At 52.9% G+C, this 13,351-nt stretch carries 11 protein-coding genes; 5 read left to right on the top strand and 6 right to left on the bottom strand.

Features of this window, described 5'->3' with window-relative positions:
• Positions 1-38 precede the first annotated feature (38 nt).
• Entirely contained in the window at positions 39-1,511 is a 1,473-nt protein-coding gene (locus tag RYZ59_RS05340) for a fructuronate reductase (RefSeq protein WP_318045458.1), read from the top strand.
• A gap of 10 nt (positions 1,512-1,521) precedes the next feature.
• On the opposite strand, the gene RYZ59_RS05335 is transcribed toward RYZ59_RS05340, so the two are convergent.
• Both RYZ59_RS05335 and RYZ59_RS05330 read right to left on the bottom strand, forming a co-directional pair.
• Positions 1,522-2,193 (bottom strand): FadR/GntR family transcriptional regulator, encoded by a 672-nt coding sequence (locus tag RYZ59_RS05335; protein WP_318045460.1) that lies wholly within the window; start codon positions 2,191-2,193, stop codon positions 1,522-1,524.
• A gap of 143 nt (positions 2,194-2,336) precedes the next feature.
• Positions 2,337-3,530, bottom strand: coding sequence for an NAD(P)/FAD-dependent oxidoreductase (locus tag RYZ59_RS05330; protein WP_271441286.1), 1,194 nt, complete (start codon positions 3,528-3,530; stop codon positions 2,337-2,339).
• 229 nt (positions 3,531-3,759) lie between these two features.
• Here RYZ59_RS05330 and pitA point away from each other — a divergent pair, with 229 nt between their 5' ends.
• A complete protein-coding gene (pitA, locus tag RYZ59_RS05325; RefSeq protein WP_318045464.1) occupies positions 3,760-5,259 on the top strand; it encodes an inorganic phosphate transporter PitA in 1,500 nt (499 codons plus the stop codon).
• A gap of 64 nt (positions 5,260-5,323) precedes the next feature.
• Here pitA and uspB read toward each other — a convergent pair whose 3' ends face one another.
• Positions 5,324-5,659, bottom strand: coding sequence for a universal stress protein UspB (gene uspB, locus RYZ59_RS05320; RefSeq protein ID WP_003023371.1), 336 nt, complete (start codon positions 5,657-5,659; stop codon positions 5,324-5,326).
• 393 nt (positions 5,660-6,052) lie between these two features.
• On the opposite strand from uspB, the gene uspA reads away from it, so the two are divergent.
• On the top strand, positions 6,053-6,490 hold the full coding sequence (uspA, locus tag RYZ59_RS05315) for a universal stress protein UspA (RefSeq protein WP_137382013.1): 438 nt from the start codon (positions 6,053-6,055) through the stop codon (positions 6,488-6,490).
• 281 nt (positions 6,491-6,771) lie between these two features.
• Positions 6,772-8,244, top strand: a complete 1,473-nt coding sequence (gene dtpB, locus RYZ59_RS05310; protein WP_318045466.1) for a dipeptide/tripeptide permease DtpB — start codon at positions 6,772-6,774, stop codon at positions 8,242-8,244.
• An 85-nt stretch (positions 8,245-8,329) separates the two neighbouring features.
• Here the strand turns inward: dtpB and RYZ59_RS05305 are convergent, their stop codons facing one another.
• Entirely contained in the window at positions 8,330-8,833 is a 504-nt protein-coding gene (locus RYZ59_RS05305; protein ID WP_220394438.1) for an RrF2 family transcriptional regulator, read from the bottom strand.
• A 231-nt stretch (positions 8,834-9,064) separates the two neighbouring features.
• Between RYZ59_RS05305 and RYZ59_RS05300 the strand changes: the two genes are divergently transcribed.
• The gene (locus RYZ59_RS05300) at positions 9,065-10,264 is read left to right on the top strand and encodes an NAD(P)/FAD-dependent oxidoreductase (protein WP_318045471.1); all 1,200 of its coding nucleotides are present in this window, start codon (positions 9,065-9,067) and stop codon (positions 10,262-10,264) included.
• Between the two features lie 97 nt (positions 10,265-10,361).
• Here RYZ59_RS05300 and rsmJ read toward each other — a convergent pair whose 3' ends face one another.
• The gene (gene rsmJ / locus RYZ59_RS05295; RefSeq protein WP_318045473.1) at positions 10,362-11,111 is read right to left on the bottom strand and encodes a 16S rRNA (guanine(1516)-N(2))-methyltransferase RsmJ; all 750 of its coding nucleotides are present in this window, start codon (positions 11,109-11,111) and stop codon (positions 10,362-10,364) included.
• A gap of 134 nt (positions 11,112-11,245) precedes the next feature.
• Entirely contained in the window at positions 11,246-13,288 is a 2,043-nt protein-coding gene (gene prlC, locus RYZ59_RS05290) for an oligopeptidase A (protein WP_318045474.1), read from the bottom strand.
• Positions 13,289-13,351: the final 63 nt, after the last annotated feature.

The following is a 13,351-nucleotide window of genomic DNA, read 5'->3' as shown; positions in this document are numbered from 1 at the left end:
GCATTATCAAAGAAGATCATCAATGACAGGAGTTTGTCATGGACAAGAATCTCGCCACCGCCCAGATTTCCACCCCACGCCCGCGCTGGGATCGTTCACGCCTTGTTTCGCGTATCGTACATCTTGGTTGCGGCGCTTTTCACCGCGCTCATCAGGCACTCTATACACATCATTTGCTGGAAAGCAGTGACAGCGACTGGGGTATCTGTGAGGTCAACCTGATGCCCGGACACGATGCCACACTGATTCAAAACCTGAAGGCGCAGGATCTGCTGTACACCGTTGCCGAGCGCGGAGCACAAACGACAGAGCTTAAAATCATTGGCGCGATGAAAGAAGCGCTGCATCCTGAGTTTGACGGCTGTGAAGCCATTATCCACGCAATGGCACGTCCAGAAACGGCCATCGTTTCACTGACCATCACCGAAAAAGGATATTGCACAGATGCCGCAAGCGGCGAGCTGGATCTGAATCATCCGTTTATCCAGCACGACATTGCTCACCCACAGTCCCCCAAATCCGCAATGGGTTATATCGTCGAAGCCCTCGCACTGCGCCGCCAGCAGGGATTGAAGGCTTTTACTGTGCTGTCCTGCGACAACGTACGAGAAAATGGCCGCGTCGCAAAAACCGCGGTCCTGGGTTTAGCCGCCGAGCGCGATCCGCAGCTGGCTGAGTGGATTGCCGAACAGGCAACGTTCCCATGCACGATGGTAGACCGCATCGTTCCGGCAGCAACAGAAGAGACGTTAGCGCAAATCGCTGAACAGCTTGGGGTGGATGATCCCTGTGCCATTGCCTGTGAGCCGTTCCGTCAGTGGGTGATTGAAGATAACTTTGTCAATGGGCGTCCGGACTGGGATCGCGTGGGCGCACAGTTTGTAGCAGATGTGGTGCCTTTTGAGATGATGAAGTTACGCATGCTCAACGGCAGCCACTCTTTCCTGGCGTACCTTGGTTATCTGGGCGGGTATGAAACGATTGCCGATACGATGACCAACCCGGCGTATCGCAATGCAGCGCGGGTTTTGATGCTCAATGAACAAGCGCCGACGCTGTCAATGCCGGAAGGAACAGACCTTGCGGCTTATGCAGAGCTGCTGATCGCGCGCTTTACTAATCCATCACTGAAGCACCGAACCTGGCAAATTGCGATGGATGGCAGCCAGAAATTACCGCAACGCTTGCTGGACCCCATTCGACTTCATCTGAAAAAAGGCGAAGACGCTCGCCATCTGACGTTGGGAGTCGCCGGTTGGATGCGCTACATCAGCGGTGTGGATGAACAAGGTCATCCGATTGAGGTGATAGATCCGCTGTCAGCACAGTATCAGGCTATTTATCAACAGTATCCATCAATAGAAGAACGTGTCCGGGCGCTGTTAGCCATTGACACTATCTTTGGGCGAGACCTTTGCGAGAACACAGACTTTATCGAACGCGTAACCGCTGCCTGTCAGCAATTGCACAGCGTAGGCGCACGTGCAGCGGTAGCCGCTCTACGCCAATAGCGTGGTGTGATTAAAGACCCACGATCTGTCTGACATAGGCCAGATGTTCCAGCGATTTTTGGTAAGCACCGTCAGCATCAGCCTGGCGGATCGCATCCACAATCGCTTTATGCTGTGTATTCATGCTGGTTAATACATCCCGATTGCCGGAACGTTTGTCCAGCCCGGCATACGGGATGTTAACGCGCTGTTCCCACAGCATTCGCGACATATCAAGCAGCACGCGGTTCTGGCTGGCTTCTGATACTGTTAAATGAAATTGCTTATCGAGGGAATAAAAACCATGCACATTGTTTTCGTTGATGGCCTTTTCCATGCTGAGATGCAGTGCTTCAAGCTGGCTAATGAGATCATCTTGCCCGGCCTGAGCAGCAAGACGCGCACAATGGCTGTCGACCAACTCACGCGAATAGAGGATTTCTTCAATCGTATAATCACTGGTGGAATGCTTTTTATCAGCAACAATCACACCATTACCTGACTGGATGGTGATCCATCCGGAAATCTCCAGCACAATCAGCGCTTCTCTGAGCGATGCGCGACTTACACCGAGTTGCTTCGCCAGCTCACGTTCGGGGGGTAAGAAGCTTCCCGGCGGAAAAATACCATCATTGATGAGCTTAATGATGAGATTGGCTATCTTTTGATAGAGCCGCTCCTGTTTTACCTCAGGAATAACCATGTGTCTCCCGTTCTCTTATCTGTGCGATTTTTAACTGATTTATCATATCATTCCTGGAGTTAAGAAACGCACGTCAGAGTCAGTTCATGTATCACACATCACGATGATATTTTTTCTTATTGTGTGCAGACAGAGTCTTTCACTTATGCAGACCCCAAATCCTGTGCACATGCCCAGGCGCTCGACCACGCCCACTGGAAGTTATACCCACCCAACCAGCCGGTGACATCCATCACTTCACCAATAAAGTACAGCCCAGGCACTTTGCGGGCTTCCATCGTGCGCGAAGACAGTTCGTTGGTATCCACGCCACCCAGCGTGACCTCCGCTGTGCGATACCCTTCCGTACCGTTCGGCTGCACCCGCCATTCAGTTAGCGTCTCCACCAGCGTTTGCTGATCGCGCACGTTAAGTTGTTTCAGCGTTACATCCGGGATTTGCCCTAATTGCTGCAGGCATTCCACCAGACGTTTCGGCAACTGCATCGCTAAGGTGTTCTTTAAGCTCTGATTGGGATGTGCGCTTCGTTGTTCGTCGAGAAAGCTCGCAAGGTCAACATCCGGCAACAAATTAATGCTGACAAATTCGCCGGGCTGCCAAAAACTGGAAATCTGCAAAACGGCCGGGCCTGAAAGCCCACGGTGCGTAAAGAGCAGGTTTTCACGAAATACGGTGCCGTCTTCAGCGGTGATTACGGAAGGAACAGACACGCCTGAGAGCACCTGAAGCTGCTCCAGCAGTGGCTTATGCAACGTAAAGGGCACCAGGCCTGCGCGCGTCGGCAACACCTTCAGTCCAAACTGTTCGGCAATTTTATAACCAAACGGCGTTGCCCCCAGACCCGGCATGGAAAGCCCACCGGAGGCAATCACCAATTTCTTCGCACCGACCGTCATCCCGTTCAGTTCCAGAATGAAGCCGTCATCATCTCGTGCGACGCTCAGGACTTCGCTACGTAACCGCATCGTAACGTTACCTTTTTCGCACTCAGCAACCAGCATATCGACGATTTGTTGGGCCGAATCATCGCAGAACAGCTGACCAAGCGTTTTTTCGTGCCAGGCAATGCCGTGTTTACCCACCAGATCGATAAAGTCCCACTGCGTATAGCGAGCCAGCGCCGATTTGCAAAAATGCGGGTTTTGACTCAAATATGCAGCCGGTTCCACATAAAGATTGGTAAAGTTACAACGCCCTCCGCCGGACATGAGGATCTTACGTCCCGGCTTTTTACCATTATCAATCAGCAGTACTTGACTGCCTGCTTGCCCTGCCTGCGCGGCACAGAACATACCCGCTGCGCCAGCGCCTATAATAACGGTATCAAACCTTTCCACGTTGCGATCCTCTCTAAAAAGCGGGCGTGAATTGTAAAGATTCCTCAGTGGTCGCACCAGCACCAAACTATCAATAATAGGTATTTATATGAATTCTATAGGATAATTCTTTAGTGGTGTAAAACAAAGCAGGAGACAAATCAAAAAAACTCTATATTTCACTTTGCCCGCGCCGCCAAAGTCACTGATAATGCGCCGCGTTCATGTCCTCAAAATGGCGTAACGTCCTATGCTACATTTGTTTGCTGGCCTGGATTTACATACCGGGCTTTTATTATTGCTTGCTCTGGCTTTTGTGCTGTTCTACGAAGCAATTAACGGCTTCCACGATACAGCCAATGCTGTCGCAACCGTGATCTATACCCGTGCAATGCGTTCGCAATTGGCGGTGGTCATGGCTGCGTTGTTCAACTTCTTTGGTGTTTTGCTGGGTGGTCTCAGCGTAGCGTATGCCATCGTGCATATGCTACCAACGGATCTGCTGCTCAACATGGGTTCTTCACATGGCCTCGCCATGGTGTTCTCCATGCTGCTGGCGGCAATTATCTGGAACCTCGGTACCTGGTACTTTGGTCTGCCTGCATCCAGCTCCCACACGCTGATTGGCGCGATCATCGGTATTGGTTTAACCAATGCGTTGATGAACGGGACTTCAGTGGTGGATGCACTTAACATCCCGAAAGTACTCAATATTTTCGGTTCGCTGATCATTTCCCCTATTGTCGGTCTGGTGTTCGCTGGCGGTCTGATCTTCTTGCTGCGTCGTTACTGGAACGGCACCAAGAAGCGCGCGCGTATTCACCTGACGCCAGCAGAGCGTGAAAAGAAAGACGGTAAGAAAAAGCCGCCGTTCTGGACGCGTATCGCGCTGATCCTCTCCGCTATCGGTGTGGCGTTCTCTCATGGCGCTAACGATGGGCAGAAAGGTATTGGTCTGGTAATGCTGGTACTGATTGGCGTAGCGCCTGCAGGCTTCGTGGTGAATATGAATGCTTCTGGTTACGAAATTACGCGTACCCGTGATGCTATCAATAACGTCGAAACCTACTTCCAGCAGCGCCCTGATCTGCTCAAGCAGGCGACCGGCGTTGATCAGTTGATTCCGTCTCCGGCGGAAACGGCGACAACGACACCGGCAGAGTTCCATTGCCACCCGGCAAATACCATCAACGCGCTTGAGCGTGCGAAAGGTATGCTGGCAAACCTGGAAACCTACGACAAGTTAAGCGTTGAGCAGCGTAGCCAGCTGCGTCGCATTATGTTGTGCATTTCTGATACGACCGATAAAGTCGTGAAACTGCCTGGCGTAAGCAGCGACGATCAGCGTCTGCTGAAGAAACTGAAAACCGACATGCTGAGCACCATCGAGTACGCCCCCGTCTGGATTATCATGGCTGTTGCTCTGGCTCTGGGCTGCGGTACGATGATTGGCTGGCGTCGCGTGGCGACCACTATCGGTGAGAAAATCGGTAAGAAAGGCATGACCTATGCTCAGGGGATGTCGGCACAGATGACTGCCGCAGTCTCTATCGGTCTCGCCAGTTACACCGGTATGCCTGTTTCCACCACTCACGTTCTCTCCTCTTCTGTTGCAGGGACGATGGTTGTTGACGGTGGCGGTTTGCAGCGTAAAACGGTAACCAGCATTCTGATGGCCTGGGTCTTCACCCTGCCAGCAGCGATTATCCTTTCCGGGGTGCTGTACTGGCTCTCCCTGAAGCTAATCTAAGCGCATGCACAGTAAAAAAGCGGGTCAGGAAACTGACCCGCTTTTTTTATATCTGTCGTAGAAATCAGTGCCAGATAATCAGCGCGACCATACTGATTAACACCAGCCCACATAACGCACTGGTAAGGATGAACTGACCGCGAACCCGCTCACAGCGGCGAATAAACTCATCGTCATGATGATCACGGTAACGCTGAGCGTAGATATACCACACCAGACGCATCTGCTTGTTAGGTTGCCCATGCGAGGTAAAAAAGCCGCCCCCATCGACATACTGGTAAAGTAATGGATCGCAACCACGAAGTACCACTAACAGTGCGCGTAGCGAAGAAAAATAACGCGCCATATTAACAATGCAAACGACACATAAAGCCCAGAATAACGCAATGGTGCTTATCATATCTCCTCCCCGGCGACCCGCCCACGGAACTCCTTTCCGGGACTACCGCTCCCCGATACCCTGCCAAACCATTCAGTGAAGAGTACAACCGAAACCGCTCGTGTTAGTGTCACGCATCCGAGCGCCTCTCTAAATAGTGTAGGAGATCAGTTAATTTTTTTGCCAGAAGGTTAAGCACTATCAATGCAATTAACTAAAAAATTTGTTTAACTACTTGGCAAGCAAGGCGGATTGACGGATTATCCCGGTCGCTATAATGTAAGGATAGTCCTTATAAGGTACGTTTTTACGACTGGGCTAGCCCCGCGCACAACGTTCGCAGGACGCGGATGACGCGGCGGCAAATGAACGCCAGCAGGCTAGTCATCGACAACTTATGGAAGGAGTAACACTATGGCTTATAAACACATTCTTATCGCGGTTGATCTTTCTCCAGAAAGCAAAGTTCTGGTTGAAAAAGCGGTCTCTATGGCGCGGCCTTACAATGCGAAAGTCTCCCTTATCCACGTTGACGTAAACTATTCCGACCTGTACACCGGGCTAATCGACGTGAATCTGGGCGACATGCAGAAACGCATTTCTGAAGAAACCCACCACGCGTTAACCGAGCTGTCCACCAATGCAGGCTACCCAATCACCGAAACCCTGAGCGGTAGCGGCGACCTGGGCCAGGTCCTGGTCGATGCCATCAAAAAATACGACATGGATCTCGTCGTTTGTGGCCACCACCAGGATTTCTGGAGCAAACTGATGTCCTCCGCGCGTCAACTGATCAACACCGTGCACGTCGACATGTTGATTGTTCCGCTGCGTGACGAAGAAGAAGCATAAAATGCTTGCTGCCGGGGAATAACCCGGCCCGCTGCAAACAGTAAAGCCTGTAAACGCCCGCCTGTGCGGGCGTTTTTGTTTTTATCATTCGGACACAATTAGTACATCAATCCAACAAATAAATCATAATTAGTGTGATCAACTAATTGGATCGAAAACTATCTCTATAATAATCTACCCTTACGGCTAATCGCCGCAGTCTATAACAAAATAAGACTTTTTCGGCGCGTTTAAGCATACGCGTTCATACTTTTCGGGATGGCTTTGAAAGGCGAAGGAATATGAATACTACTGCACCTACGGGCTTGCTGCAGCAACCTCGTCCGTTCTTCATGATCTTCTTTGTGGAATTATGGGAACGATTTGGCTATTACGGCGTTCAGGGCATCCTGGCGGTATTTTTTGTTAAGCAACTCGGATTTTCTCAGGAACAGGCTTTTATCACCTTTGGCGCGTTTGCGGCATTGGTATACGGCCTGATCTCCATCGGCGGCTATGTCGGCGACCATCTTTTAGGGACCAAACGCACGCTGGTGCTCGGTGCTATCGTACTGGCACTTGGTTACTTCATGACCGGGATGTCACTGCTCAAGCCCGACCTGATTTTTGTCGCACTGGGTACCATTGCCGTGGGTAACGGGCTGTTTAAAGCCAACCCGGCAAGCCTGCTGTCAAAATGCTATCCCCCGAAAGACGCCCGTCTGGACGGTGCTTTTACCCTGTTTTATATGTCGATCAACATCGGTTCGCTGTTGTCACTGTCGCTGGCGCCGGTGATTGCCGATAAGTTTGGTTACGCCGTTACCTATAACCTGTGCGGTGCCGGGCTTATCGTTGCGCTGCTGGTCTACTTTGCCTGTCGTGGAATGGTGAAGAATATCGGTTCTGAACCCGATCATAAGCCGCTGAATTTCCGTAACCTGCTCTATGTGCTGGCCGGTACGGTGGTGATGGTATTCATCTGCGCCTGGCTGATGCACAACGTTAAAGTTGCCAACCTGGTGCTGATCGTACTGTCGATTGTCGTCACCATTATCTTCTTCCGTCAGGCATTCAAACTGGATAAAACCGGACGCAATAAGATGTTCGTGGCCTTTATCCTGATGCTGGAAGCGGTGGTGTTCTACGTGCTGTACGCACAGATGCCAACGTCGCTGAACTTCTTTGCCATCAATAACGTCCACCATGAAATTCTCGGCTTCGCCATCAACCCGGTGAGCTTCCAGGCATTGAACCCGTTCTGGGTCGTGCTTGCCAGCCCGGTACTGGCGGTGATTTATACCCGTCTGGGCAACAAGGGCAAAGACCTGACCATGCCGATGAAGTTTACGCTTGGCATGTTCCTGTGCTCACTAGGCTTCCTGACTGCCGCCGCAGCCGGAATGTGGTTTGCCGATGCGCAAGGGCTGACGTCTCCGTGGTTCATTGTGCTGGTGTATCTGTTCCAGAGTCTGGGTGAGCTGCTGATTAGCGCCCTGGGGCTGGCAATGGTCGCCGCGCTGGTGCCACAACACCTGATGGGCTTTATTCTTGGGATGTGGTTCCTGACGCAGGCAGCAGCCTTCCTGATGGGGGGTTACGTCGCAACGTTTACAGCTGTACCGGAAAACATTACCGATCCACTCCAGACGCTGCCTATCTACACCAACGTCTTCAGTAAGATTGGCCTGGTCACCCTGGCGGTAACGGTTGTGATGGCGATTATGGTGCCATGGCTGAACCGCATGATTAATACGCCGAGTACCGAGCAATAATCTTCAGTGCCGGATGCGGCTTACGCCTTATCCGGCCTACATTCAACAAGCCCGATCGCCTTGCGCTATCGGGTATTTTCATTCACTACCCTTTGCGCGCGTCTATCCACTCCTGAACTTCGACCACAAAAGTGTCAGGCGCTTTGCGATACATTTTGCGCGCCAAGTCCAGAATCGTATGCTGGCCGAGCGCTTCTTCCATTCGCTGCTGGGCCATGTCCATTACCGAACGCACGCCACAAATGCCTTCACAGGCCCACTCCGGTGGATGCTCCTCAAATACCGCCAGCCGCTGGCGAATTTCACGACATTCAAAGATGCGCTTCTCGCCATCAATAGCATTCACCACATCCAGCACCGTGATGTGTTCAGCGGGTTTAGCTAACTGGAAACCGCCGCCCTTACCCTCGATACTGCGCACCAGACCTGCTTTCGACAGACGGGTGAAAATTTTTGCCAGATAGTCATACGGTACACTTTGCAGTTCGGCAATTTCTCGCACACTCATATCCCGCGCGTCGCCTTTGCTATCGACCATACACATCAGGCTATGGATGCCGTACTCAACCCCGGAACTGTAAAATGCCATTTTTTATCTCAGCCAAAATGAATCTGAGTTTATTGTAGCTTTTTCATCTAAGGCATTCCAGAGAACAGAGTGTTCCCGCGTGAGCATAAAAATATAAATAGATATTTATCAAACAGATAGTAAAGCACCCCGATGCAATACAGAAAAAAGGATCAGGATCGCATTGCAATCCAAAACTACGACCAATAAAATCCGAGTAAATAATTCGTAGTCACCAGTGAGATAAAACCAATGCACAAACAAATTCTGATCGTGGGCGCCGGTTTTGCCGGTATGTGGGCAGCATTGAGCGCCGCACGCCTGGCAGATAAACATCAGCAGGCCATTGATATTACAGTAATTGCCCCACAGCCAGAGCTGCGTGTCCGCCCACGTTTTTATGAAAGCGCCGTTCATACGCTGGTCGCACCGCTGCAACCGCTGTTTGACGTTACCGGCGTCAACTTCCTGCAAGGTCACGTCGAGCAAATCCTCCCGGACTCTAAAGAGGTGAGCTGGAAAGATGCCAACGGTGACATTCATCTGCGCCGCTACGATCGCCTGGTGCTCGCCAGCGGAAGTCATGTAAACCGCGACGCCGTCGCCGGTGCCGCCGAGTACGCGTTTGACCTCGACCAACTCGAAAGCGCCGCCGTACTGGAGCAGCACATTAAGGATCTGGCGTTACAACCGGAATGTGAGGCTCGCAATACGGTCGTGGTCTGCGGCGGCGGCTTTACCGGGATTGAAATGGCACTGGAATTACCGGGTCGTTTGCGCGAAATATTGGGCGCTGATGCTAAGACCAGAGTTGTCGTAGTTGAACGCGGTGCTCAGCCAGGCGGACGCTGGAGCCAGGAATTACGTGACGTGATTATCGAAGCCTCTGCTGAACTGGGCGTCGAATGGCTGGTCAATGCGGAAGTAGAAAGCGTGGATGCCTCCGGCGTCACGCTGAAAGATGGGCAGGTGATTGCCTCTCAGACGGTTATCTGGACCGTCGGCGTGCAGGCCAATGGCCTGACAGCACAGATTAACGCTCCGCGCGATCGCCAGGGACGTCTGCATGTGAATGCCAATCTGCAGGTTGTGGGTCACGATGATATCTACGCCACTGGCGATGTGGCCTATGCCGCCACCGACGACAAAGGCAACCATGCGCTGATGACCTGTCAGCACGCTATTTTGTTGGGTAAATTTGCCGGTAATAACGCCGCGGCGGACCTGTTAAACGTATCACCACTGCCATATCGTCAGGAAAACTACGTCACTTGTCTGGATCTCGGTGCCTGGGGTGCGGTGTATAGCGAAGGATGGGACCAGCAGGTGAAACTGACGCGCGCAGAAGCGAAGAAGCTGAAGGTGTCGATTGTCAGCGAGCTGATTTATCCGCCGAAAGCAGACCGTGCAGTAGCATTTGAAATTGCCGACCCGCTGGCACCGTTTGTTTAATGGGTCATGCCGGATGCGGCTAACGCCTTATCCGGCCTCGCTGTCGTAGGCCTGATAAGCGCAGCGCATCAGGCTGTTAAGCGCACAGATCTACAAACTATGCCGTCCCGGCGTAGATATCAAACCGATGCCCTTTCGTGACTACCGCATTCGGCGTGGCGATATCCGCCAGCGGCGGCGCGTAGTCCGGGCGCTTCACCACCACACGTTTGGTGGCTAACTGACGCGCAGGCTCCAGCAGGCCATCCGCATCCAGGTCCGGCCCCACCAGCGACTGAAACACGCGCATCTCTTTTTTCACCAGCGCGCTTTTCTGCTTATGTGGGAACATCGGGTCGAGATACACCACCTGCGGGCGCGGCGTGATATCGGTTAACGCCGTCAGGCTCGACGCGTGGATCAGCTGTAAACGTTCCTGCAGCCACGGACCGATTTCCGGGTCTGCATAACCACGGGCCAGGCCATCGTCGAGCAGTGCCGCCACCACCGGATTACGTTCCAGCATCCGTACATGGCAGCCTACCGAGGCCAGCACAAACGCATCGCGCCCCAGTCCTGCGGTAGCATCGACCACGTCTGGCAGATAATCGCCTTTAATGCCGACCGCCTTCGCCACCGCTTCGCCTCGTCCACCGCCAAACTTACGCCGATGGGCCATCGCCCCGCCGACAAAATCAACGAAGATACCGCCAAGTTTGGGTTCATCACGTTTACGCAGTTCCAGATGCTCCGCTGTCATCACCAGCGCCATCAGGTTATCTTCATCGTGTTCTAACCCCCAGCGGGCGGCAAGAACAGATAAGGCGCCGTCTCCGGCGCCTGTTTCATCAATTAAGCAGATTTTCAATTCCGCTTTACCCTAAATAATTCGAGTTGCCTCAAGACAACAAGTGAAGGAATCCCTGGGAACGTACAAATAGTACGTGACCAGGGTGAGTGAGCGCAGTTGCCGAAGAGGCAGCTTGAAGTATGACGGGTAAATCAGCCTTTAATCCCGTAATGCTCCAGCATTGCATCCAGCTGTGGCTCGCGGCCACGGAAGCGTTTGAACAGCGTCATTGGCTCCTCAGAACCCCCACGAGTCAGGATGCTATCCAGGAATGACTGTCCGGTTTCGCGATTGAAAATCCCCTCTTCTTCAAAGCGAGAGAACGCATCCGCCGCCAGTACGTCGGCCCACAGATAGCTGTAGTAACCCGCCGCGTAGCCACCAGCAAAAATGTGGCTGAAGGCATGCGGGAAGCGGCCCCAGGTCGGCCCCGGCACCACGGCGACCTGTTTTTTAATTTCCGCCAGCGTGTCGAGGATTTTAGCCCCTTGCTGCGGGTTAAATTCCGCGTGCAGACGGAAATCAAACAGACCGAACTCCAGTTGACGCAGAATAAACAGCGCCGCCTGGTAGTTTTTCGCCGCCAGCATTTTATCCAGCAGCTCCTTCGGCAGTGGTTCACCAGTCTCAAAGTGACCAGAGATAAACGCCAACGCTTCCGGCTCCCAACACCAGTTTTCCATAAACTGGCTCGGCAGTTCGACCGCATCCCATGGCACGCCGTTGATACCGGAAACGCCCGCGGTTTCGACACGGGTCAGCATGTGGTGCAGGCCGTGACCAAACTCATGGAACAGAGTGATCACTTCATCGTGGGTAAACAGCGCCGGTTTACCGTTCACCGGACGGTTGAAGTTACAGGTCAGATAAGCGACCGGTTTTTGCAACGTACCGTCGGTTTTACGCATCTGGCCGACGCAGTCGTCCATCCACGCCCCGCCGCGTTTGTGTTCACGTGCGTACAGGTCCAGATAGAAGCTGCCACGCAGCTCGTTGTTTTCATCGTACAGTTCAAAGAAGCGAACTTCCGGATGCCAGACGTCGACGTCAGTACGCTCTTTCGCGGTGATGCCGTAAATGCGCTTAACCACTTCAAACAGGCCGTTAACCGCTTTGTTTTCCGGGAAGTAAGGACGCAACTGCTCGTCGCTGATGCTGTAAAGGTGCTGTTTTTGCTTCTCGCTGTAGTACGCTATGTCCCACGGCTGCAGCTCATCAACGCCAAATTCCGCTTTCGCGAAGGCGCGCAGTTGGGCCAGCTCTTTTTCACCCTGCGGACGGGCGCGTTTCGCCAGATCCGTCAGGAAGTCAAGCACCTGCTGCGGGTTTTCCGCCATTTTCGTGGCGAGAGATTTAAAGGCGTAGCTTTCGAAGCCCAGCAGTTGAGCCAGTTCGTGGCGCAACGCGAGGATCTCTTCCATTATCGGGCTGTTATCCCATTTGCCCGCGTTTGGCCCCTGGTCAGATGCGCGGGTGGAATAAGCGCGGTACATCTCTTCACGCAGAGCCTGGTTGTCGCAGTAGGTCATTACCGGCAGGTAGCTCGGGATGTCCAGCGTCAGCAGATAACCTTCCTGCTCTTTGGCTTCAGCCTGGGCTTTAGCGGCGGCCAGCGCACTTTCCGGCATCCCGGCAAGCGCAGATTCGTCGGTGACGAGTTTGGTCCAGCCCATAGTCGCATCCAGCACGTTGTTGCTGTACAGGTTACCCAGTTCAGACAGACGGGTCGCGATTTCGCCATAGCGCTGTTGTTTTTCTTTCGGCAAACCAATGCCAGACAGCTCAAAATCACGCAGTGCGTTATCGACCGCTTTTTTCTGTGCGGTATTCAGGGTGGCGTAATGATCGCCATCGCGCAGATCGCGGTAGGCTTTGTACAGCCCCTCATGTTGCCCAACCCAGGTGCTGTATTCCGACAGCAGCGGCAGCGTTTGTTCGTAGGCTTCGCGCAGCTCCGGGCTGTTTTTCACCGAATTCAGGTGACTGACCGGAGAGAAAATACGCCCCAGGACATCGTCCACTTCCGCCAATGGCTGGCAGAGATTTTCCCAGGTATACGGCGCGCCCTGCGCAACCACGCGTTCAACGTTTTCGCGGCAATCATTTAGCGCCTTAGTCACAGCGGGCACGACGTGCTCAGGCTGAATTTTAGAAAACGGCGGCAGTTCGAAGGGAGTCAGCAATGGATTGGTCATTAGCGCGGTCCTGTTGAAAAGAGTGAATAAAGCGCGTATCCGGCGCTGTGCATATTATTTGTA

Origin of the sequence: Citrobacter sp. HN-141 (assembly GCF_033341895.1) — a bacterium.
Taxonomy (GTDB): domain Bacteria; phylum Pseudomonadota; class Gammaproteobacteria; order Enterobacterales; family Enterobacteriaceae; genus Citrobacter.
This window is presented reverse-complemented; position numbering and strand designations above follow the sequence as displayed.

What these genes read in the sequence shown, in the direction of transcription:
- RYZ59_RS05335 (WP_318045460.1), bottom strand. Translation starts at nt 2,193, where the DNA reads ATGGTTATTCCTGAGGTAAAACAGGAGCGGCTCTATCAAAAGATAGCC.
- RYZ59_RS05305 (WP_220394438.1), bottom strand. Translation starts at nt 8,833, where the DNA reads ATGGCATTTTACAGTTCCGGGGTTGAGTACGGCATCCATAGCCTGATG.
- uspA (WP_137382013.1), top strand. Translation starts at nt 6,053, where the DNA reads ATGGCTTATAAACACATTCTTATCGCGGTTGATCTTTCTCCAGAAAGC.
- RYZ59_RS05300 (WP_318045471.1), top strand. Translation starts at nt 9,065, where the DNA reads ATGCACAAACAAATTCTGATCGTGGGCGCCGGTTTTGCCGGTATGTGG.
- dtpB (WP_318045466.1), top strand. Translation starts at nt 6,772, where the DNA reads ATGAATACTACTGCACCTACGGGCTTGCTGCAGCAACCTCGTCCGTTC.
- prlC (WP_318045474.1), bottom strand. Translation starts at nt 13,288, where the DNA reads ATGACCAATCCATTGCTGACTCCCTTCGAACTGCCGCCGTTTTCTAAA.
- RYZ59_RS05340 (WP_318045458.1), top strand. Translation starts at nt 39, where the DNA reads ATGGACAAGAATCTCGCCACCGCCCAGATTTCCACCCCACGCCCGCGC.
- uspB (WP_003023371.1), bottom strand. Translation starts at nt 5,659, where the DNA reads ATGATAAGCACCATTGCGTTATTCTGGGCTTTATGTGTCGTTTGCATT.
- pitA (WP_318045464.1), top strand. Translation starts at nt 3,760, where the DNA reads ATGCTACATTTGTTTGCTGGCCTGGATTTACATACCGGGCTTTTATTA.